Annotated in this window: 23 protein-coding genes, 1 tRNA gene and 1 pseudogene; 12 read left to right on the forward strand and 13 right to left on the reverse strand. The window is 61.6% G+C overall.

Features of this window, described 5'->3' with window-relative positions; translation table 11 throughout:
- Positions 1–525: 525 nt before the first annotated feature.
- From KBI52_RS07965 to KBI52_RS07990, 6 genes are all read right to left on the reverse strand, one after another.
- Positions 526–1,422: a DMT family transporter gene (locus tag KBI52_RS07965; RefSeq protein ID WP_210806572.1), complete on the reverse strand. Its 897-nt coding sequence runs from the start codon at positions 1,420–1,422 to the stop codon at positions 526–528.
- 391 nt (positions 1,423–1,813) lie between these two features.
- On the reverse strand, positions 1,814–1,987 hold the full coding sequence (locus KBI52_RS07970) for a hypothetical protein (RefSeq protein WP_210806574.1): 174 nt from the start codon (positions 1,985–1,987) through the stop codon (positions 1,814–1,816).
- A gap of 231 nt (positions 1,988–2,218) precedes the next feature.
- Positions 2,219–2,482, reverse strand: coding sequence for a hypothetical protein (locus tag KBI52_RS07975; protein ID WP_210806576.1), 264 nt, complete (start codon positions 2,480–2,482; stop codon positions 2,219–2,221).
- A gap of 54 nt (positions 2,483–2,536) precedes the next feature.
- Positions 2,537–2,612 (reverse strand) — tRNA-Ile (locus KBI52_RS07980).
- A 94-nt stretch (positions 2,613–2,706) separates the two neighbouring features.
- On the reverse strand, positions 2,707–3,384 hold the full coding sequence (locus tag KBI52_RS07985) for a hypothetical protein (protein WP_210806578.1): 678 nt from the start codon (positions 3,382–3,384) through the stop codon (positions 2,707–2,709).
- Between the two features lie 140 nt (positions 3,385–3,524).
- The gene (locus KBI52_RS07990; RefSeq protein WP_210806580.1) at positions 3,525–3,752 is read right to left on the reverse strand and encodes a hypothetical protein; all 228 of its coding nucleotides are present in this window, start codon (positions 3,750–3,752) and stop codon (positions 3,525–3,527) included.
- 617 nt (positions 3,753–4,369) lie between these two features.
- On the opposite strand from KBI52_RS07990, the gene KBI52_RS07995 reads away from it, so the two are divergent.
- The 3 genes from KBI52_RS07995 to KBI52_RS08005 are packed head-to-tail and all read left to right on the forward strand — an operon-like array spanning position 4,370 to position 6,927.
- Complete coding sequence (locus KBI52_RS07995; protein ID WP_210806582.1) at positions 4,370–5,422, forward strand: ABC transporter substrate-binding protein; 1,053 nt, start codon at positions 4,370–4,372, stop codon at positions 5,420–5,422.
- A gap of 6 nt (positions 5,423–5,428) precedes the next feature.
- Positions 5,429–6,172, forward strand: coding sequence for an ABC transporter permease (locus KBI52_RS08000; protein WP_210806584.1), 744 nt, complete (start codon positions 5,429–5,431; stop codon positions 6,170–6,172).
- On the forward strand, positions 6,160–6,927 hold the full coding sequence (locus KBI52_RS08005) for an ABC transporter ATP-binding protein (RefSeq protein ID WP_210806586.1): 768 nt from the start codon (positions 6,160–6,162) through the stop codon (positions 6,925–6,927). The genes KBI52_RS08000 and KBI52_RS08005 overlap by 13 nt, the downstream gene beginning before the upstream one ends.
- 849 nt (positions 6,928–7,776) lie before the next feature.
- Here the strand turns inward: KBI52_RS08005 and ilvA are convergent.
- Entirely contained in the window at positions 7,777–9,312 is a 1,536-nt protein-coding gene (ilvA, locus tag KBI52_RS08010; RefSeq protein WP_210806588.1) for a threonine ammonia-lyase, biosynthetic, read from the reverse strand.
- 259 nt (positions 9,313–9,571) lie between these two features.
- Positions 9,572–10,105 (reverse strand): MarR family winged helix-turn-helix transcriptional regulator, encoded by a 534-nt coding sequence (locus KBI52_RS08015; RefSeq protein ID WP_210806590.1) that lies wholly within the window; start codon positions 10,103–10,105, stop codon positions 9,572–9,574.
- Positions 10,106–10,322: 217 nt separating this feature from the next.
- Here KBI52_RS08015 and KBI52_RS08020 point away from each other — a divergent pair, with 217 nt between their 5' ends.
- The 8 genes from KBI52_RS08020 to KBI52_RS08055 are packed head-to-tail and all read left to right on the forward strand — an operon-like array spanning position 10,323 to position 17,925.
- On the forward strand, positions 10,323–11,345 hold the full coding sequence (locus tag KBI52_RS08020) for an ABC transporter substrate-binding protein (protein ID WP_210806592.1): 1,023 nt from the start codon (positions 10,323–10,325) through the stop codon (positions 11,343–11,345).
- A gap of 28 nt (positions 11,346–11,373) precedes the next feature.
- Positions 11,374–12,456: an ABC transporter ATP-binding protein gene (locus tag KBI52_RS08025; RefSeq protein ID WP_210806594.1), complete on the forward strand. Its 1,083-nt coding sequence runs from the start codon at positions 11,374–11,376 to the stop codon at positions 12,454–12,456.
- A 20-nt stretch (positions 12,457–12,476) separates the two neighbouring features.
- Positions 12,477–13,304, forward strand: a complete 828-nt coding sequence (locus tag KBI52_RS08030) for an ABC transporter permease (RefSeq protein ID WP_210806596.1) — start codon at positions 12,477–12,479, stop codon at positions 13,302–13,304.
- Positions 13,301–14,098: an ABC transporter permease gene (locus KBI52_RS08035; RefSeq protein WP_210806598.1), complete on the forward strand. Its 798-nt coding sequence runs from the start codon at positions 13,301–13,303 to the stop codon at positions 14,096–14,098. The genes KBI52_RS08030 and KBI52_RS08035 overlap by 4 nt, the downstream gene beginning before the upstream one ends.
- A 14-nt stretch (positions 14,099–14,112) precedes the next feature.
- On the forward strand, positions 14,113–14,946 hold the full coding sequence (locus KBI52_RS08040; protein ID WP_210806600.1) for a polysaccharide deacetylase: 834 nt from the start codon (positions 14,113–14,115) through the stop codon (positions 14,944–14,946).
- Entirely contained in the window at positions 14,943–15,704 is a 762-nt protein-coding gene (locus KBI52_RS08045; RefSeq protein WP_210806602.1) for an SDR family NAD(P)-dependent oxidoreductase, read from the forward strand. The genes KBI52_RS08040 and KBI52_RS08045 overlap by 4 nt, the downstream gene beginning before the upstream one ends.
- A gap of 10 nt (positions 15,705–15,714) precedes the next feature.
- Positions 15,715–16,473, forward strand: coding sequence for an SDR family NAD(P)-dependent oxidoreductase (locus KBI52_RS08050; RefSeq protein WP_210806604.1), 759 nt, complete (start codon positions 15,715–15,717; stop codon positions 16,471–16,473).
- A gap of 12 nt (positions 16,474–16,485) precedes the next feature.
- A complete protein-coding gene (locus KBI52_RS08055) occupies positions 16,486–17,925 on the forward strand; it encodes an amidase (protein WP_210806606.1) in 1,440 nt (479 codons plus the stop codon).
- 270 nt (positions 17,926–18,195) lie between these two features.
- On the opposite strand, the gene KBI52_RS08060 is transcribed toward KBI52_RS08055, so the two are convergent.
- Complete coding sequence (locus KBI52_RS08060; RefSeq protein WP_210806608.1) at positions 18,196–18,492, reverse strand: hypothetical protein; 297 nt, start codon at positions 18,490–18,492, stop codon at positions 18,196–18,198.
- 177 nt (positions 18,493–18,669) lie between these two features.
- Between KBI52_RS08060 and KBI52_RS08065 the strand changes: the two genes are divergently transcribed.
- Positions 18,670–19,131, forward strand: coding sequence for an Lrp/AsnC family transcriptional regulator (locus KBI52_RS08065; protein WP_256439473.1), 462 nt, complete (start codon positions 18,670–18,672; stop codon positions 19,129–19,131).
- A gap of 166 nt (positions 19,132–19,297) precedes the next feature.
- On the opposite strand, the gene KBI52_RS08070 is transcribed toward KBI52_RS08065, so the two are convergent.
- The 4 genes and pseudogenes from KBI52_RS08070 to KBI52_RS32795 all read right to left on the reverse strand — a co-directional run.
- Positions 19,298–19,546: a hypothetical protein gene (locus KBI52_RS08070; RefSeq protein WP_210806612.1), complete on the reverse strand. Its 249-nt coding sequence runs from the start codon at positions 19,544–19,546 to the stop codon at positions 19,298–19,300.
- 18 nt (positions 19,547–19,564) lie between these two features.
- Entirely contained in the window at positions 19,565–21,229 is a 1,665-nt protein-coding gene (locus KBI52_RS08075; RefSeq protein ID WP_210806614.1) for an IS66 family transposase, read from the reverse strand.
- Positions 21,230–21,274: 45 nt separating this feature from the next.
- Entirely contained in the window at positions 21,275–21,628 is a 354-nt protein-coding gene (gene tnpB, locus KBI52_RS08080; protein WP_371823136.1) for an IS66 family insertion sequence element accessory protein TnpB, read from the reverse strand.
- Positions 21,625–21,768: pseudogene (locus tag KBI52_RS32795) on the reverse strand (IS66 family insertion sequence element accessory protein TnpB); the annotation flags it as partial. The gene tnpB and the pseudogene KBI52_RS32795, both read right to left, overlap by 4 nt.

The raw sequence follows: 21,768 nt of genomic DNA on the forward strand, positions 1-21,768 counted from the left end.
AAAGATGCTCAGGGCTGGTTCAGGCATGCCGGCTATGCCCTACACTGAAACCAAAAGCCCTTTAGGCGTAGCGACAGGGATGCAATGTTCACGAGGAACTGTCGCCTGCGTGAGCAAGCAAATATTTCGTGGGGAGAAGCTTCAGCGATTCCGCTGATATCAAAGATGACGGGACGACGGACGATGTTCCTATACTCTGATAGAGCGACATCCACGGATACTCTACTCAACGCGAGCGGGCACGCTCACCAGTAGCTGATCGCCTTACTGCCTGCTGTCTCTGTGCGGCTGGAGATAGGCTTTTTTCCCATCTCGCGACCTCGATAACACCTCCTTAGGGTCAAAGCATCAGAAGCTTTCCGAACTGCTTATGTCTTGTGCGGGAAAGGGCGGGGATGCTCCGGCGCACGTCAAGCCTATAGCACTCGTACTTCAGCATTCCCAATAACGGCGCGCATTTCCTGATCAACGTCGTCCACATCAGCATTGGAATTCGCTGTTTGGTTAGCTGAGTGCGCCGCTGTTCTAGTTCGTAAGAGCCGACGTCGCTCGAACGGTCCGCTCGCGATGGGCCGTGTAGAGACCGCTGGCGATGATCACTGTGGCCCCAAGGAGAGTCCAACGATCCGGCACGTTGCCGAAGATCATGTAGCCCAGCAACCCGGACCAGACGAGTTGGCTGTAGGAAAATGGCGCCAGCACAGAGGCTCGCGCCTGCTGGAAAGCCAGCACAACGAGCCATTGCGCGACTGTCGAAGCTCCACCCGTGATAAGCCCAAGCCCGATCTCACGCCATCCTGGCGTGCCCCACGTGAACGGCACAAGTGCCGAGGTGATGAGCAACCCGACAATAGCTGCATAGGTGAGGGAGACGAGAGGGCCGTCAGCACTGCTCATCTTGCGCGTTACCACAAGGGCAACGGCCCAGCTGAAGGCTGACAGCACCGGGAAGATAGCAGCCGGATCAAAGGCCCCTGCCCCGGGTCGGACCACAATGAGCACACCGAGGAGACCCACCGCCACGGCACTCCACCGCCGCCACCCGACGACCTCCCCGAGGATCGGGATTGACAGCGCAGTGACGATCATGGGCGATACGAACGAGATCGCCGTGGCTTCGGCCATCGGGAGGAACGTCAACCCCGTGATGAAGAAGATGGACGAACCCAACACACCCAAGGCTCGGAGAGCCTGCAGGCTTGGTCTCTTGGAATGCAGCGCGTGGACCTGCCGGGTGATGAGCGCTGTTCCCAGCATCAGAAGCGTGAACACACAATAGCGCAGCCAAGCGACTTCAACAGCCGGGAGGGCTGTCGTCATTAGTTTGGATGCTGCATCCGAACAGGAGAAGAACGCGAGCGCAGCCAGCATAAGGGCTATGCCTCGGAGTGGGCGGTCACGCGCGAGAGAAGAATCATTCATCGAAAGAGTCGCTTGTCCGGTGCTTGTCGCGGCTCGCGCTACGATGGGAATCGTACCACTCCTAAAATGTGTCGTTTCAGTGCTCCTACCCCATAGGGTCAGGCGCTCAGGACGCGCTTGAACATTGTGCGAATATTCACCAGGTGCGAGCAGCCACGCCCGATCGGGGTTTCTGACTATGCCCTACCCTGTCGAGCCTAGGTGCTCCCAAAACGAGAAGCGCCTGGCAAAGGGCAATTCCACCACTGGGTGGTATAAACCCCGGGTTTTGGCCCAACTCACCGCGCGCTTAGCACGCAAAGGTTGTGCTCGCGAGAAGCCAAAACGCGACGCCGTCCTTTCAAGGTATGTTGGCCGTTTCGCAACGGCAAAGACGCCGGAAGGTGCAGCCTCAGATCCCGGCCAGCAACAGGCTCAGGCCGATCAGGGCGGCAAAGGAGACGACAAATCGAACAGCGGCCTGTGTGAACGTCGGAGTGGCTGGCGCAAAGACGGGTGCTGCGACTTCTGTCGGCGGCATGATGAATACTTTCGATGAATGCAGTGAGTTCTTGGAGATGGGCAAGTGTGGCGGGGATCGACCCCGCCGCTCGGCCGGCGGGATATGGCCGATTTCGGCGCTAATGTCTGTCACCGGTAGGCCACAGGGCCAGCCTTGATGCACCAGATCCGCCCGTCGAAAGCAGCATTGTCAGAGGATCGCAATGACCTACGGTGAGGATGTGCGCCCTTTCCGTGGCACACCAGCGCTCCGGTCGGGGTTTTCAGACAGCGCCTTGGCCGGGGCGCTTCTTCCTTATACCCCCAGCGAGGCGGTGTGCCGGTTGTTGGTCTTCACCGGCGGCTGGCCAAGCCAGGCGCACAGCTCCTCCAGCGATGGGAAGCTGTGCTCGAGATCTCGGAACGGGGTTGGCCGCTGCTTGCGTGGCAGATCCTTGAGCAACTCGGCGGTCCAGGTGTAGGGCTGACGAAAGCCGCTCCTGACCACGCTGGCGACGATAGTGTCGTGGAAGTAGAGGTCATAGGCGCCCGGCGCCAGCTGGATCAGGTTATAGCTCATCGTGGGTTCTCGTTCGACGCCAACTGGCGATCACGTCATGCGTGGGGTGAAATGTGGTGGGCCTGGAGGGACTTGAACCCCCAACCAGACCGTTATGAGCGGCCGGCTCTAACCATTGAGCTACAGGCCCCACCCCAGCCGCTATGATCGGCCTCGGCAGGCTGTACTTGCCATGACTCCAATCTTCAAGCAATCGGACAGGAGGCCCTGTGCCCTGGACGGGATCAGCGCCCGCGCGGCTGCAGGGAGCGGGCGAGGTCGCGGATCACGCTGTCCTCGATCGTGAGCCCGTCGAGCTCTTGGGTTTCCTCGGCATCGAAGACGACCTCGGATCGTGCCTGTCCCTGGGTCTGCTGAGCTGGAGACAGCGCTGCCTCCTGATCATGGTTATGCAGGGCGTCGAGCAGGCCATGGAGGGCCGCATTCGACACCTCCACCTCGGGCGCGGAGGGCAGCCCGGCGAGGGCGATGGCGCGCAGCCGGTAGCTCGGATCATCCGAGATCTCAGGGCCGAACCAGGCCGGCGGCTGGAATGTCCTCGCGGCCTTGTCGTGCTGGAACGCCACGCTGACCAGATCGAGCGGGCCCGGCGTAACGAAACGCTGGAGGATGGCATCATGATTGCCGAGATCGACGGCGATGCTCAGATACTCGATCTGTCCTGCGGTCAAGTCGAGCAGGGCCTCGGCTTGCGCCAGAGAAATTTCGGCCGCGTCCTCGCTCGGCCCCTTTGCGGAATGCGAGGCAAGGACCAGGTGGCCAGTAGCGCCTGTCACCTGCACATGCGTGCTGCGGGCGGGATGGTCGGGAAAATAGCCGTGCCGGACGAGGTCGCCTGCTCTCTCCCGCTCGATCAGCCGGGCCAGGCCGGAGGCCAGCAGAAAGACACGGGTGGAACTCATCGGTGGTGGCCTCTCATCATTGGTCGGTAGCGCCAAGGTAAGTTTTGGGCACACGCCAGAAAAGGCAACCCGCTCCTCTCGCCGAGACAGTCCATGGGTTCACGATGGTTTCCTGACCCCTGGCAACCAATGGCATCCCCTCACCTCTTCCCGGCGATCCGGCGCCTGATCAGCTTGTGCGCCTCGGCGATCAGGGTTTCACGATCGCCCGCCAGCAGGGTCGCCGGCCGCTGGCCCTGCCGTGCGATGAAGGAGACCCAGCCGGTCTGCGTCGGCCCGAACCGGATCCGATGGTCCTGGAACTGCACCTCCTCGATCAGGGTGGGATCGGACAGGACCTGAGATGCCAGATCGGGCTGCGACGTCATCGCTCGCGCCTCACCGTTCGCAGGGCTGACCTCTCGGGCCTCTGATCACGAGCCCGCAGCCACGGCGCTGGCGCGGAGGCAGCCAAGACGAGCTCCGGGAGATAGCCCTCCTTCACGAGCGCCAGCGCCGGTCCGGAGCCGCTGCGGATCAGGGCGACCTCCTCCAGGATGATCTCAGGCTGTGGCTGGATGGCCGCGGCCAGGATGCGAGGACCAGGCGCAGCGGCGCGATCACTGCCCCGGCTGGATCACACACAGCGCCCCCGTCCTTGATCCAAGCCTGGACGTAGCCTGAGGCAGGCTGCTCGATGGACCTGATCATACGGCTACAGCGTCCCTAGAGCAGATCTAACCTCAACAGAATGTTCTTTGTTTAGAACGCTCTGTTGCAGAAAAATCGTCTCTGTGTCAGGCTTTTGGTACAAAATTATCCTTCTGGGACCCTGATCTTCCTGTGCCACAGGTGAGATCGATCATTCTCGAATGTGCCCCAATATTACAAACAATCGCTTGACATTGTTCTTTATAAAGAACCATTCTCTCGCCGGCCGCGCGGTGAGCGTCGCGGATGACGATGGAGCGTGGGCGACGCTCGGTAGCCGAATACGGAGACGACGATGTCTTACCTGTCACAGTGGATTGATACGCGAGCGGCGTTTCTGGTCGGCGCTGGCCTCGTGGCAGCCGCCCTGATGGCAAGTCCGCAGGCGCTTGCGCAAACGGTGCCCATCGCAGCGCGCGTGGGCGTCATTCCCATCATCGGAACGGCGCCTCTGTTCGTGGCCCAAAACGAAGGTTGGCTGAAGGACGGCGGGCTTACTCTGACCGTCACCACATTCGAATCCGGTCCCAATATGATTCAGGCCCTCGCTTCGGGCACAATCGACATCTATGTGGCCGGTGTCGCTCCCCTGGCCGTGGCTCGCTCGAAAGGCATCGACGTACGCGTCGTTGCGGCAACGGCGACGGCTGAGAACGTGTTCGTGGCCTCTCCGAAGCTCGCCAAATACTTCACGCCTGGCACATCTCATGCCGCAGCATTCAAGAACTACCGCGCCGCGGAGGGCAAACCGGCAAGGCTTGCAACCCAGCCCGCTGGATCGGTTCCGAATACCACTCTGCAATATTGGCTGTGGGACCAAGCGAAGGCGGACAAGGCGGACGTCGAGATCGTGCCCATGGGCATTGACGCGACGCAGCAAGCCATCCTGGCAGGAGCGGTCGAGGGTGCCACCATTCGTGAACCCGCCGTGACCATCGTGCAAGGACGCAATCCTGGCATCAAGCTCGTGGCCTTGGGCGATGAGATGTTCCCGGGCCAACCCGGTACGGTTGTGGCCGTATCAGGAGCATTCCTGGACAAGAACCCCGAGGCCGTTCAGACCTTGGTGAATGGACTTGTTAAGGCAGCCGATCTCTTGGTTAAAACCCCTGACCGCGCTGTCCCGCCGCTGGAGGCTGCTCTCGGCAAGGGGATCGTGGATAGCGAGACGATCCGCAAGGCCCTCGCCTCGCCTGCAACTAAGTTTCAGATTGATCCTCGCACGATCGTCGAGTCGTCTCGCCTCATGCAAGCTTACCAGGTCAAGCTCGGCTCTCTCGATAAGGAATTGCCGCTCGACGGTCTCTTCGAGCCGCGCTTTTTCGAGCGCGCCAGCAAACGCAACTAATCACTGATGCGCCTTCTCCTGCTTTCGTGCCTCGGCCTCCTGATCTTTCTCGGATTGTGGGAGGCCGTTCCGCGTTTGGGTCTCGTCAATTCAGCAATGCTGCCCGGACCAAGCGCAATTCCCCCCGCCTTCCTGAAGGAAGTCGCAAGTGGCGCCTGGCTGACGTCCGTGACCAGCAGCCTTAGCCATTACATTACAGGCTTGAGCGTCGGCACCGGGCTCGGGGTTGCTCTCGGCATCGTCACCGGCATGTACCGGTCGGCGGAGGGCTTCACAGCCTGGATCGTGCGCGTGCTGCGTCCCATTCCAGGACTGGCCTGGGTTCCCTTTGCCATCATCTGGTTCGGCGTTAGTACGCCGGCGGCCGTGTTCATCATCGCAGTCGGCGTGTTTTGGATCGTCTACTTCGCGGCTCACGGCGCAGTGCGCGCAGTGGATCGCGATCTCGTGGAAGTGGCGGAAGCTTTCGGCTTCCATTCCGGCTTGCGGCGCCTCCAGAAAATCCTGCTCCCGGCCGCTGCTCCCGGTATCCTGGTCGGCCTACGCACGGCTCTGGGACAGGCCTGGATGGCCGTTGTCGCGGCTGAGATCTTTGGCGTGAGCGGGTTGGGCCAGCGCATGATGCAGGCTTCAAGCCTTCTCGCGACCGACGTGGTCGTGGTTTACATGCTGACTATGGCAGCCCTTTACGGACTCTTCGACACAGCTTTCGTGACCCTGCAAGGATGGCTTCTGCGATGGAAAGCGTGATCGAGATCCGGGACCTTTCGCTCGCCTTCGAAAAAAATGGCCAGAAAACAATCGTGCTGGACCGTCTCTCGTTGGATGTCCGCCGCGGCGAATTTCTCGCGATCGTGGGACCTTCCGGGGTCGGTAAGTCCACCTTGCTCCGCGTGCTGACGGGGCTTGCACGCCCCAGCGCGGGTACGGCGCGGGTCAACGCGAAAAATCCGCAGCGCCGGGCTGTGGCCTTCGTGTTCCAGGATTCCCGTCTGTTGCCCTGGCGTCGCGTGATCGCCAATGTTGCCTTTGGCCTGGAACATCCTCATACGCCCCGTCGCGAGCGCATAACCAAGGCGCAGGACGCGCTCGATTTCGTGGGCTTAAGCCATCTGGCGCAGCGTTGGCCGCACGAGCTGTCAGGCGGGCAACGCCAACGTGTCTCCTTGGCACGGGCCCTTGCGGTTCAGCCCGAGGTTCTGCTCATGGACGAGCCGTTCTCGGCTCTCGACGCCATTACACGCGAAAGCCTCCAGGATGAACTGATCCGCATCTGGCAGAAGACTGGCAAGACAATCCTGTTCGTTACGCACGATATCGATGAAGCTACATATTTGGCGGACCGGGTGATCGTTCTCTCCGGATCCCCTGGACGGATCGTGGCGGAGCATCACATTGTCAGCCCTCACCCGCGTCAGCGCCAGGATGTGACGCTCGCACAGACCGCGAAAGCTCTGCGCGCCGGTCTGACATCCGATATTGTTACCGACGGCGGGATGATCTAACCTCGCGTTTCTCACCTGAATGGGATCAGGGGCACGGTTGTCGTGACTGGATTGAGGATAATGCTGCGTTCATCGCAGCAGCGAGCACGATTAAGATCTAAGTGATGGCCTGGGGTGGCAAACCCTCTGCCCCACTCCCTCGTATGGTTCCAGCAGGGACCGAAGGAGCGTAATCCATCTCGCGGGCTTCGAGCAGGAGAGCCTCAGTCTCCTCTTGCTGCCCGCGGCCAGATTGCCGTTTTTCCCGTTGGGGGGTGGTGGAAACGATCGATATCCCGGGCAATCGATCAGGGCCGCTATGCACTGGTTGTGTCCTTGGACGCACGGGACCTCGATGTTGACCTTCACTCCAAGCTCATGACTCACCTGCCAGTCGAAGTTTCGATCTGAGGTGAAGGAGCGCCCCGTTTTGATGGGCAGATCCGTCTTCCTAAACCTGACCGATCAGCTGGACCAGAGACCATCACGGTCTCAGAGTTCTGCTGCTCCAAACCCGCTGTAATGTTGAGGTTCGCGCAAGCTCTATGGCCAGTTGGATGGCCGTGATTTGCGGAGCAAGGGGGAGCAGGCCGATGAACAGTGCCCTCAATGCCGTTTTGACTCGGCTCAGAACCTGAAAAGTCCTACGGGTAACCCCGCGGAGTGTTGTCTCCAGCCCCCAAGCTCCCGGTAACTTCCTGAGCCAAGGAAACACCAAGGAGCGCGAGCACCGATATGCTTACACGGCAATCCTTTCGGGAGTACCATGCATCGGTTGCGCGGCAAATCGGTGACCATCTGGCCTCCCTTCTGAGTATCTGATCAGCCAGAGCGGAATACAGGACATCTGCCACAGATAGCTCCTCAAGTTCAGCTGGTGACACCCGCGGTGTCCCGGTTCAGGAAGGAGCGATACGCTGGATTGTCGCTCTCGTCCCAGTACGGGTATCCCAGGCCGTCCAGACTGCGCTTGAGCTGCGCTCGCTCCACGGCAGGAACCTGGATGCCGGCCAGCACCCGGCCGTAATCCGCACCATGGTTGCGGTAGTGGAACAGCGAGATGTTCCAGTTGCCGGATAGCCCATTGAGGAACTTCAGGAGGGCTCCAGGGCGCTCCGGGAACTGGAATCGGAAGATCAGCTCATCCTGAAGGCCAGGCGTGTGCCCGCCGACCATGTAGCGCACATGCAGCTTGGCCATCTCATTGTCGCTCATGTCCAACACGGGATAGCCCTGCTCCCGCAGCATGGCGATGATCTGGCGCTTCTCTTGATCCCCTTCGGAAAGCTGCACACCGACAAAGATCTGCGCCGCCTGAGGATCCGAGTAGCGGTAGTTGAACTCGGTAATTGAGCGCTTGCCCAGCAGCTGGATGAAGCGGCGGTAGCTGCCCGGCTTCTCGGGAATGGTGACCGCCAGCAAGGCCTCGCGGTGCTCACCGAGCTCGGCCCGCTCGGCGATGTGCCGAAGCCGGTCGAAGTTCATGTTGGCGCCGCTGTTGATCGCGACCACTCCGTGCGGTCTTGCTCCTTCCCGCTCCAGGTACTTCTTCAGACCGGCCAGACTGACGGCGCCGGATGGTTCGGCAATCGCACGCGTGTCCTCGAAGATGTCCTTTACGGCTGCGCAGATCTCGTCCGTGCTGACGGTGATCACCTCGTCGAGCAGCTCACGGCAGAGGCGAAACGTCTCCTCACCGGCCTGACGCACCGCCACGCCATCGGCAAACAGCCCGACCTGGTTCAGGATGACCCTGCCCCCTGCGGCAAGGGCGGCTGCCATGCTGGCGGCGTCCTCCGGCTCGACCCCGATCACCTTCACCTCGGGCCGCAGGAACTTTGTGTAGACGGCCACGCCCGCAGCCAACCCACCTCCTCCGATCGGCACGAAAATTGCCTCGAGGGGGTCGGGATGCTGGCGCAGGATCTCCATGCCCACCGTACCCTGACCGGCGATCACGTCGGGATCGTCATAGGGATGGATGAAGGTGAGGCCCTTCTCCGCCTCAAGCTGCCGGGCGTGAGTATAAGCCTCATCGAAGCTCTCGCCGTGCAGGACCACACGACCGCCCTGCCCTCTCACCGCCTGGATCTTGATCGTCGGTGTGGTGCGCGGCATCACGATTGTGGCCTTGGCGCCGAGCTTCTGAGCCGCGAGAGCCACGCCCTGGGCGTGATTGCCGGCCGAGGCGCAGATCACTCCCCGGTCAAGCGCCTCGCGTGATAACCCAACCATCTTGGCATAGGCACCGCGCAGCTTGAACGAGAACACCGGCTGGAGATCCTCGCGCTTGAGCCGAATTGGGCTACCCAGGCGCTGAGACAGGCGCGGCATGGGATCGAGCGGGCTTTCGATCGCCACATCGTAGACCCGGGCGGCCAAGATCTTTCGGATGTAATCCTGCACGTCGGTGATGCCTTCTTGTTCAGTAGGGAAGCCCAGATGCTCCCGAGGGCTCCTTGTATTCCTAACCCAAACACGGCATCGGGTTCGTGAAGCCTACTGTGATAAGATTGGTCAACGGTTATAGGCTCAATCCAACCGCCACAACCGAGACGTCACAGTCGGCGTAACAAGCTGACCCGTCAACGCTTCAAACAACGCTTGCCCGTCACGAGTTGGATGTCTGTGTCTGTCTACAATCGTCGGAAGCACCAGCCACCGATTATTTGATCATCATCCGCCCTAGTGCAGACGCAACGACACGTTGCTCTTCTGTCGACAGCGCCGCGACAAGCCTTCGCTCGGTTTCTGCATGGTCACGCATCGCGGGCTCTACCATTCGGCGCCCTTGCTCGGTTAGCTCGACGATAACCCCTCGTCCATCCCTATCGTCAGCCATTCGGCGGATGTGGCCAGCCTTCTCCAGTTTACGCAGGAGGTTCGACAACCCGCCCGAAGTCAGGATCAGCGCGTCAAGCAACTGCTTCGGCGACATCTGGTACGGCGCACCCTCGACCCGAAGCGTCGCCAGCACGGCAAAAGCAGGATACTTCAACCGGTGCTTCGCCAGAGTCCGATTAATCGCCGTCAAGAAGATCTCGTGCAGATGCAGCAAGCGGCCGACGACGGCCTTGCCGGAGCAATCCACGTCCGGCAACTCCCGGCGCCACCGCTGCATGCCGGAACCGATGCGATCCCTCTCTACCAGTTCGCTGGTCCGCTCGGTTACAACAGGTTGCAGCGCACCATTGCGCATATTCGATCCTCCAAGGCGAGCCTATCTGGCCGATAAATGCACAGCACGATAGGGCGCAGGCAGCTAGAAGATGCAATATATCTTTCAATTATCTTTCTTGAAAGACAAATCTACCCGTGCCATGCTCCTCACCGAAGGGCAGGCAGAAGCACTGCCTTCGCGGTGCAAGGCCAGGGACCATTGGCTCCTGCTCCGCAACCAGACGGGAGCTGCAACCATGAGCCATTGTCTTCGCTACACGACGGCCGCCCTTCTCACTCTCGGCCTTTCCGCCATCGCCCAAGCCGAGGAACTCGTCGTGGGGGCGTTCGGAGGATCCTTCGCCGACAACGTCAAGGCCTGCCACGTCGCGGCCTTCGAGAAAGCCACCGGCGCGACCGTCTCCCTAAAGCTCGGCAATTCCTCGCAATTTGCGGCTGCGCTCCGGGCCACCGGCGGCAAGTCGGACATGGACCTTGTCTACATCGACAACTCGCTCGCCGCCCAGACCCACGGCGAGAACCTCAACGAGCGGATCGATCGGTCCAAGCTGAAGAACGCCGGCGACATCATTCCGACTGCTTGGGGCAAGGATGACAGCTACGTTGTCGCCATGGTGAGCGCCACCACGCTCGTCTACAACCCCAAGCTGGTCAAGACGCCGCCGACCTCCTGGCTCGATCTCGCCGACCCGGCCTACGCGGGCAAGTATGCCATCGGCGACATCAGCGGCACCGCAGGCCTGCACTATTTCCTGGCCTTGAACAAGCTGAAGGGCGGAACGCTCGACAACGTCGACCCCGGCATCGAAGCCATCAAGCCCATCGCCAAGGGGTCGGCGGTGCTCTACACCCAGGCGGACCAGTTGATCTCACTGTTCGAGCGGGAGGAGATCGCCATCGCACCCTGGTACCCGGATCGTGCCGGTGTCGCCATGGACAAGGGGCTTTCGCTTGCGGTTGCCTATCCGAAGGAAGGCGCGGTCGGCATTCTGCCGGCCGTCCTCATCCCCAAGGGGACCGCGAAGTCGGACCTGGCGCACAAGTTCCTCGATCAGATCCTCTCGGCGGAAGGGCAAGGCTGCTTCTCCGAGCGGGCCTATATCGGGTCGGTTAACACCAAGGTCCAACTCTCCGACAAGCTCAAAAAGATCGTGCCCTATGGCGAAACGCTGGAGAAGGCCTGGTTCATCGACCCGGAAGTCGTCGCCAAGAACTCGCCGATCTGGACGCGTCGCTGGCAGCGTGAGGTGGCGCGCTGATCCGGCAGCCTGACGAGTGGGAGCTTCCATGAGCGCGCTGAGCTTCGAGCAGCTGGGCAAGTCCTACGGGGATGTCGCCGTTGTTAGTGACATCTCTCTGACGATCACTGAGGGCGAGTTCGTCTCCCTGCTCGGCCCGTCCGGCTGCGGCAAGACGACGATCCTGCGGATGGTGGCGGGCCTTGTCCAACCAAGTCGTGGCCGAATCCTGATTGGCCGCGATGATGTCACCGCACTACCGCCGAACAAACGGGGGCTGGGTCTTGTCTTCCAGTCCTATGCGCTGTTCCCGCATCTCACCGTCTACGAGAATGTTGCGTTCGGTCTGCGCCGGCGCAAGGTCGCTGGCGCGGAACTCGACAGACGCGTGAAGGAGGCGCTCGCCATGGTCCGGCTCGCTGACTTCGGCGAGCGCTACCCGCGGCAGCTTTCGGGCGGTCAGCAACAGCGTGTCGCCATCGCAAGAGCCCTTGCGCCGCAGCCTCGCGTGCTGCTTTTCGACGAGCCTCTCTCCAATCTCGATGCGCAGCTGCGCGACGAAATGCAGATCGAACTCAAGCGCTTGCAGCGCGGGCTCGGCATCACCACGCTCTTCGTCACCCATGACCAGGGCGAGGCACTGTCGATGTCTGACCGTGTCGGGGTGATGGCCAAGGGCGTTATGCAGCAATTTGCTACGCCGGAGGAAATCTATCATCGGCCCGCAACCGGCTTTGTCGCCAGCTTCATCGGCAAGCCCAACCGGCTGCCCGGTACCGTCGCCTCCCGCGCCGGAAAGGGGGGCGTTTTGCGCCTCGGCGACGCCATCGAAATGCCGGCGGCCTCTCTCGACCAGCCGGCGGGGGCCAAGGTCGACGTCATCATCCGCCAGGAGGCAATCCGGCTTCTGAATGGCACGAGCGCATCTGACGGACTTCAGGGCACTGTCGCGCTTCGCTCGTTCAGCGGCGCGCGGGTCCAGTATGTCGTGCGCCTCTCTGGGGGAGTTGAACTCGTGGCCGAGACGGCCTCGCATGGGCCGAACGCGGCGCTTGCACCCGACACGCCGGTCACACTGGCGATCGACGCCGACTCGGTGTTTGCCATGCCGCCCGAGGAACCCAGCGCATGATGTCCACGCGTCATGGCCTGATGCTGATCGCGCCGCTGGCGCTGGTGCTCGCGGGCTTTTTCCTTATTCCCGTGCTGATGCTGTTGCCAACGAGTTTTGGCGAGTACATGCCGGGCTCCGGTGTGGTCAAGGGCGTCTGGACCCTGGAGAACTATACCCGGATCATTACCGACGAGTATTACCGTGAGGTGGTCTGGCGGACGCTCGGCCTCGGCCTTTTCGTGACCCTGGTCTGCCTCGTGCTGGGCTACCCGCTGGCATACCTCATCGCCCGTGGGCCGGAACGCTGGCGCTTGCCGCTGATCCTGCTGGTGATCTTTCCGATGATGCTGAACCTTGTGGTTCGGTCCTTCGGCTGGATCGCGCTTCTGGCCAATCGCGGCCTCGTCAACAACCTGCTGATCCAGATGGGACTGATCTCGACACCCATCAAGCTGATGTTCAACCTGACCGGCTTGATGATCGGCATGACCCACATCTACCTTCCCTTCATGGTCCTGATGTTGGTTGCAGCCATCCGGAATGTGCCGCGCGATGTCGAAGCCGCCGCCGCGACGTTGGGATCCAACCGACTCCACGTCTTCACCTCGGTCACGCTGCCTCTGTCCGCACCGGGCATTCTGGCAGGCTCGATTCTGGTCTTCGTGCTGACCATCAGCGCCCTTGTGACGCCGCGGATGCTGGGTGGGCCGACCTACAAGGTGATGGCGACGCTGATCTATGACGAGTACATGCAGCTTCTCGATTGGCCCAGCGGATCCGCGCTGTCCTTTGCATTGACGATCATGGCTATCGGTATCATCTGGCTGTCGAGCCGGCTGACCAAGCAATGGGCGGGCATGGCATGAGCACAGACCGCGAAAGCCATCCCGGCCTTGGAGTAACGATCGCTGCCTTCGCCGTGATCGTCTTCCTGCAGGTTCCGGTCGCTGTCGTAGTGCTGGCGGCGTTCTCCACGACATCCTATCTGACGATCCCACCGCAAGGCCTGACGCTGTCCTGGTTCGGCAAGGTGCTGAGCGACCCGACCTATCTTTCTGCCATCCGGATGAGCCTGATCCTGGCCTTTGGCTCGACCGCGATCTCGCTGGCCCTGGGCGTGGCGGCGGCCTATGCCTTGTTTCGCAGATCGATCCCCGGCTCGGAGGCGATCATCTCCTTCCTCATGGCGCCGCTGGTTCTGCCGGCGGTGGTCATCGGCGTCGCGTTGCTGCAGTTCTTCAGCCTGACAGGGCTGCGCGGCAGCCTGATCGGCCTTCTTCTCGCCCATGTGGTGATCACGGTCCCGTACATCGTCCGCTCCGCGCTCGCGAGCCTGAGCGGGCTCGACCTCGCGGTCGAGGAAGCGGCGCGCGTGCTTGGAGCCACCGGCTTCGAGGCTTTTCGCCTCGTGACGCTTCCACTGATCCGGCCGGGCCTGGTGGCCGGTGCCCTCTTCGCCTTCATTACCTCGCTCGACAATGTTCCCGTGACGATCTTCCTGATTAGCGGCAACCAGACGACCCTGCCGGTTCTGATCTTCTCGTCCGTCGAGATGGGCGTCGATCCGAGTGTCGCTGCGGTCTCGACACTGCTCATTGTTGCAACGGGAATCGTCCTTTTGCTGGCGGAACGTCGCGCCGGCTTCCACCGCTTCGTCTGACACGAGGTCACATCATGCCGCTGACCAGCAAGGGTTTTCCTCTCTTCCTCACCTTCGATCTTGATGCCGAGACGATGTGGACGGCTCGCGATCCCTCCTATGCCAACCGGCCCATCCTGATGTCGCAAGGGGCTTATGGCTGGAAGGTCGGGACAGGCCGTATTCTTGACCTCCTCGATCGCTACGGCATCAAGTCGACGTTCTTCGTGCCCGGCCTCGTAATCGACCAGCGCGAGGGCTTGATCGAGGAGATCCTGAAGCGCGGCCACGAGCTGGCGCATCACAGCTATTCCCACGCGTGGATCCTTTCCCTTACGCCCGAGCAGGAGCGTGAGCAGATGGAGAAGGGCTTTCAGTCCATCAAGCGGGTCAGCGGCAGAGCCCCGCGTGGCTGGCGGTCGCCGGCAGCCGAAATCAGCGCGGTCACCATGCCGATGCTTGTTGAATACGGCTTCGACTACTCGTCGAACTTCTTCGATGACGATTCGCCGTACCTGCATGCCGTCGAGGGCAAGGAGACGGACATCGTCGAGTTGCCCTTCCGCTGGGTGCTCGATGATGCTCCCTTCTTCCAGTACTCGATTGTTCTGCCCGGCCGCACGATGCAGGCACCCTCGGCCCTGCTCGAGGCGTGGCGGAGCGAGTTTGACGTCCTCTACGCTGAGGACCGCATGATGATGATCGGCATGCATCCGCAGATCATCGGCCAGCCCTCGCGCATCAAGGTCCTTGAGGGCCTGATCGAGCATGCCTTAAAGCATCCGAATGTCTGGATTGGCCGCTGCGACGAGATTGTCGACGACATGCGCCCAGGCCTGATGAAGGCACGAGCGGAGGCTCGGCGTTGAGCGGCCTGCTGACTCAGCGGCGCATCCTCGTCACAGGTGGCGCCAAGGGGATTGGGCTTGCCACGGTCCGGCGCTTCGTGGACGAGGGAGCCCATGTGGTTGCACTCGACCGGGACGAGGCAGCGCTCGCGATGCTGGCGCAAACATCGGCGGAGGGCCGCATTCATGTTGTAACGGCCGACGTTGCCGACGCCACCTCCATTGCCACTGCGGTTGCCACTGCCGTGAATGCCCTGGGTGGGCTCGATGGTTTGGTCAACGCCGCTGGCCTCGACTTGGTCGCTGATCTTGAGACGATGACGTCAGCTGACTGGTCGCGCGTGCTCGCCGTCAACCTGACCGGTCCAGTGATCGTGATGCAAGCCGCCTTTCCTCACCTAAGGGCCGCAGGAGGTGGCACGATCGTTAATGTGTCTTCCGGCGCCGGGCTGTCGCCGCTGAAGCACCGGACGGCCTATTGCGCGTCCAAGGCCGGCTTGCAGATGGCCTCGAAGGCGGTGGCCATGGAGGCGGCTGAATTTGGCATCCGGGTCAACACGGTCTGTCCCGGCGCGGTCGAGACAGAGCTGTTCCGATCGAGCATTGACCATGCTCCCGATCCACAGGCCGCTTATGAGGCCGTCCGCGCCCGGTATGCGCTGCAGCGCATTGCCTCGCCCGACGAGATTGCCGCCGCAATCCTGTGGCTGACGAGCGCGGAGTCGTCCTATGTCACCGGCACGGCAATAGCGGTCGACGGCGGACGCACCTTCCATTGAGGAGATTGTGATGAGCGAAAGCCATGGCCGCTTTTTTGGGAAGACGATCGCGATCACGGGCGCCGCTCACGGGATCGGCGCTGCGACCGCTCAGCGTTTTCTCACTGAAGGCGGGCGCGTCGCTGTCATCGACCGGGAGGGTGACGGCTTCGACGAGTATCGGAACGCCTTTCCAACGGACCGCCTGATGGTCATGGTCGGCGACTGTACCGACGCATCCATCCTGGCCGATTTCCACGATCGCACCGTGGCGGCCTTCGGACCGGTTGACATTCTGTTCAACAATGTCGGCCAGAGCGGCCGGGAACGGGCGGCCCACTTTCATGAATCTGAGGAAGACGTGTGGCGCTTCGTGCTCGAGGTCTCTCTGCTGAGCACCATGCGTCTGTCACGGCTCGTTGTGCCGGCCATGCGCGAGCGCGGCGGGCGCATTGTCAATATGTCCAGCGACGCAGCCTTTGTGGGGGACGCCGGCCTCTCCGACTACGCTGCCGCCAAGATGGGGATCGTCGGGTTTACACGATCGCTCGCCCGCGAACTGGCGCCATTCGGCGTCACAGTCAACGCGGTTGCGCCAGGCGCCATTCGGACCCGCGCTCACGACCGGCTCACGCCGGCCGTGATCGAGAAAATCAAAGCCACGACCCCGGCCGGGTACATCGCCGAGCCGGAGGATGTCGCCGGCTGCGTTGCCTTCCTCGCGAGCCAGGAGGCCCGGTACGTCACTGGACAGACGCTCCTGATCGATGGCGGCCGTTGGATGATCTGAGAAGGAACTCCCATGACTGCCATTGCCGATCTCCCCGCAACGGAACTGGCCGCCGCCATCCAAACGAAGGCGATTTCTCCGGTAGAGGCGGTCGAGGCCGCTCTCGCCCGGATCGAAGAGCGCCAGGAGCTTAATGCCTTCATGGCAATCTGCGCTGATCGCGCCCGAGCGGAGGCGCGGACGGCCGAGGCTGCCGTCATGAGCGGCGCTCCGCTTGGCCCGCTCCACGGGATCCCGTTTTCGGTCAAAGATCTGACGAATACGGAGGGCGTAGCGACTACGCAGGGCAGTGCGCTGTTTGCGGACACAGTCCCATCCGCCGATGCCGTTGCGGTCGCCCGCGCAAGAGCGGCCGGCGCGATCCTGATTGGCAAGACCACGACGCCGGAATTCGGCCACAAGCCGTTCACCGAGGGTCCCTTCTTCGGGCGCACGCTCAACCCATGGAGCCACGATCACACCTGTGGCGGCTCGTCAGGCGGCGCGGCCGTTGCGGTCGCAGCCGGGATGGGGCCGTTGGCCCTGGGCACCGATGGCGGCGGTTCCATCCGGATTCCGGCAGCCTGCTGTGGCGTGGTGGGGCTGAAGGCTACCCTCGGCGTAATTCCGAACCTGCAGGCTCCTGATCTGTTCGGGGCCAACTCCTTTGTCGGGCCGATGGCGCGCGAGGTCTCCGGCACGCAACTGATGTTCGAGGCTCTGAGAGGACCTGATCGCCGCGACCCTTATGGACAGGCGGGAACCCTGCCGCGGCGCGCACTGTCTGATGGGGAGCGCCCCCGCATCGGGATCCTGCTCCGGTGTGGCAACATCGTTGATCCTGAGGTCGAGACATCCATTGTCGCTGCAATGAAGCAGGCCGAAGCCCTTGGCATGATCGTCGAGCCGATTGAGCTCGATTTGGTCTCGATGGAGCCGCACTTCCTGGTGCTTCTACGATCACTCCTGCTGGCCCGGCTAGGAAGCCATGCGGCACGCTCACCAGAGAAGCTCGATCCAACGCTGCTGGCGACGATGGAGGCAGGGCGCGCCTATAGCGCCGTGGATGTGCACGAGGCTCAGTTCGCACGGACCGACTGTTTTCTCCAGATCCAGGATATTCTTTCTCGCTTTGATCTGATCGCCTCGCCCACGCTCTCAGCCCCGCCACTCCCGGTTGATCTTGATCCTCTCGGGGCGATTGAGATCGGTGGCAGCAACGCGGGTACGATCCGTGGCACTTGGTATCCGTATACATTCCCGTTCAATCTGACGGGACACCCGGCACTCTCGTTGCCTTGCGGCCTCACACAGGGCGGACTGCCAATTGGCTTACAACTCGTCGGCCGGTGGTTCGAGGACGATTATCTGATTGATGTGGCATCCCGACTGGAGGCGAGCCTCAACTTCAAAGCTCTTGCGACTAAGGTGCTGCGCAATAGGCCTGCGCCCATAGTCGCAGACGGAGACTGAGCGAAACAATCTACACATCAAAGTTCGGCTAAGTCGGCTGTCCTTCTTCCGCATCATTAAGAACACCGGGGCCGTCCGGAACTGCGCGGGTTCTGCCAAGGATCCGAGCCCCGAGCCTGAAATGGCCCAGCGCCTTGGTCTTGTGGAGGTCGCACTTCACTCGATCCTGCGGGAGACGACGGTAGCTCCATGCTAGTATACCCATCCGCTCGACCAGTCGCATCAAAGGGTCATAGCGCGGGTAACCCTCCTTTTGGATTGGCTACGCCTTCATGCAGCGGCGGCCTGCTGGCTATTGAGGAGAGACATTCCGACATCGGTGCGAGTGTTAACGCGCTGCATTGAGGGATGACGGGACAGGCGTGTGGCGACAACGTGTGCATCGGCGGAGATCGGGACCGTGAGAGTGATGACGGCTGAGGCGGTTCCATCCGCCCTCGCCGTGAGCGCAAAGCTACGCAGTTCAAAGCCGAAACGCTGAGCATCGCCCAGGAGACGGATTGCCCCATCGTATGAATCGTTGAGGACTGCCTCGACAACAATCTCTTGCATCGGTTCTGCCGACATCCTTGCCTCCGAGCTGGCTATTCATCTGGAGGAGACTTTAGCGGAGTTCGGCCAGGAGTTCTTGCCGAAGGACGTGCTTTATGCTCTCATTTCAGAATGAAACCTGGCAAATCGACGGCGAGACAGAACAGGTATTCTGCGGGGCAACTTGCTCGCGACAGACCATCACTCGACGGGATGGATCGCAAGATTCTCTCGGCTCTCCGAAGCGACGGACGGCTCACGATGGCTGAGCTTGCCGAGAAGGTTGGCCTCTCCCAATCACCCTGCTGGACCCGGGTAAAGCGCCTTGAGGCCAACGGTGCCCTCGAGAGCTATGTGGCGGTTCTCAACCACAAGGCTATCGGATTGCCGAATGTGGTCTTTGTCGAGGTGACGCTTGATCGGCACGACGAGAAGGTCCTCGCACAATTCGGCGATGCCTTGGCGCAGATCCCAGAGGTGATTGAGGCACACCTCGTGACCGGAGACTATGACTATCTCGTCAAAGTGGCGGTAGCCGACACAGAGCACTACGAGCGGTTCCTGCGCGAGAGCCTCTACCGAATTCCAGGCATCCGCCATTCACGCTCAACCTTTGCCCTTCGGGAGTTGAAGCGAGCTATATCCGTTGACCCCCTGCTGCTTGCAGACAGGTGATCGTATGGTCTCCTGCCTGTCCGATGAACGGGGCACGCTCCAGGATCGGCAACCGCAAAGGTTCGGCCTGACAAAGAGAAGCGCCTCGCGGGTGGTACGCATCCGAGGGAGACCGCGGGATCAGGCCTCGCGCGTCAATGGGATCGTGGCTAACGTTGGTGCAGGTTTAAGGGGCGGCTTTTTGTGATGCGACAGTCCTGCGAGCCTCGATGATGTATTTGAGGTTCTCGATGCCATCTTCGGTGAAGAGGACAATATGCTCGGTCAATTCGGAGGCTGGGTAGTTGTCGTAGGCACTGAGGCGGCCGTCTTCCGAGAACATTTCGATCGAGCACTCGTGCAGGAAGTCCTCGTCTTCACCGAGCATGTCAGCCACGTATTTCAGCGTGTACAGCGTTGAGTTGCGGTATCCCACTCGTCGGTCCCTTTTCGGTTACGCAGCCAGCTGGGACGCCAGGTTCTCGGCCTGCCGTAGCCTTTTCCATTCCCAGGGAAGCAATTCGTGCAGGCGGGCGACAGGAAGATCGGCAATCCGGACCAGCACGTCGGCGAGCCAGGCTTTTGGATCGACATCGTTGAGACGACAGGTCGTGATGAGGGTGAGCATGACGGCGGCACGATCCGCCCCGCGCTGGGACCCCGCGAAGGTCCAGTTGCGGCGCCCCAGGGCGATCCCTCGCAAGGCCCGCTCGGCGGCATTGTTCGTCAGACAAACCCGGCCATCCTCCAGGAAGCGGGCAAAGCCATCCCAGCGCTTCAGCATGTAGTCCATGGCGCCGATCACCTCGGACGATCGGCTGAGCGTGGCACGCTCTCGTTTCAGCCACTCGTGCATGTCATCGAACAGCGGCTTGCTTTTCTCCCGCCGCACCGCCAGTCGTTCCGCGGCGCTCAAGCCGTTGATCTGACGCTCGATGTCGAACAGCGCGTCGAACCGCTTGACGGCTTCCAACGCGATCGGGGAGATCGGCCTGCCGTTTCTTTTGCGATCCCGAGCCTTTTTCTCGATATCGGCCAGTTCAAAGAATTTCCGTCGCGCATGTGCATGGCAGAAGGCAAAGGTAAGGGGCACCGCTTTCTGTTCGGCAACACTGATCGGCTCGAAGCCATTGTAACAGTCACTCTGCAGAATGCCGCCATACCCGGCCAGGTGCTTTTGCGGATGCTCGCCGCGGCGGTCACTCGAGGCATAATAGACTGCTGCCGAAGCCGTGCCGCCCCCGAAGGGCTGGTCATCCCTCACGTAGGTCCAGATGCGCCCGGTCGTGCATTTGCTTTTGGCCCGGATGGGAATGGTCGTATCGTCGCCGTGAAGGCGCTCGGCCGCAAAGACATGCTTCTCAATCAGATTGAAGACCGGCATGAGCGCGGAGGTTCCAAACCCAACCTGATCGGCCAGCGTCGAGGTCGACAGCGCGATGCCTTCGCATGTAAACCGGGCGCTCTGGCGATTGAGCGGATTGTGCATGCCGAACTTGTCGAAGAGGATCGTCGCCAGCAGATGAGGGCCGATGAAGCCGCGCGGCGTGGCATGGAACGGCGCTGGCGCCTGGCTGATCGCCTCACAGTCCCGGCACGTGAACTTCTCCCGGATCGTCTCGATCACTTTGAAGCGACGCGGGATCTCCTCCAGCGTCTCGGTGATGTCCTCGCCCAGTTTCGCCAGGCGCGAGCCACCGCAGCAGGCACAGGTCGCCAGGGGAGCAATCACCACGCGTTCGCGCTCGATATCCTCCGGCCAGGGCTTTCGGACCGGCCGCCGGCGCACAAAGGAGCGCCCGGTTGAGTTCCTGGCGGCGGCCTGCGCCGCAACCTCATCCTCGGTCGCGGCCATCACCAGTTCTTCGAGCTGTAATTCCAGCTGGTCGATCAGTCGCGCCGCGCGCTCGGACCGCTGGCCGCGCAGTTCGCGCTTCAGCTTTTCGATCGCCAGTTCCAGACTGGCGATCAGGGCCTCGCTGTCAGACAACAGGGCCTGCGCCTTGGCGGCTTGCGCCACAGCCCTGTCCCTCTCGGCGACAACGACATCCCGCTCGGACAGCAGCGCCAGATAGGCGCTCACAAGGTCGTCTGGAAGATCGACAGGCGTTGACGGCATGACGCCATTCGAACAGAATTTCCCTGTATTTTCAATCGAATAATGCTAACCAACCCGTGTTGGGCGCCAGGTTTCCTGCGGATTGCGCCAGTCGATTCCGGACAGAAGATAAGACATCTGAGCCGGGGAGATCGCAACAGCGCCGCCCTCCACATTCGGCCAGATGAAGCGGCCTTTCTCCAGTTTTCGCGTGAACAGGCAGGCTCCCTGGCCGTCATGCCAAATCACTTTGATCAGGTCACCTTTGCGCCCCCGGAAGCAAAAAAGGTGGCCGCCCAGAGGGTCATGCTTCAATATCTCCTGCACCCGAAGAGCCAGAGTGGGAAAGCCACAGCGCATGTCGGTATGCCCGGTTGCCAGCCATACCTTCACACCCTGACCCATCGGAAACGGGTTCATGGCAACGTCTCCAGACCACGTATGATCCGCAGCAATGCCTCAACGTCGACATCCCGGTCCACACTCACACGCCTGCCGTTCGCGCTCATGACTTCCATGCGACCGTGGTCGGGTGTGAGAGGCTGCACAGGTGCAGCCGA

Origin of the sequence: Microvirga sp. HBU67558 (assembly GCF_018069605.1) — a bacterium.
Taxonomy (GTDB): domain Bacteria; phylum Pseudomonadota; class Alphaproteobacteria; order Rhizobiales; family Beijerinckiaceae; genus Microvirga; species Microvirga terrae.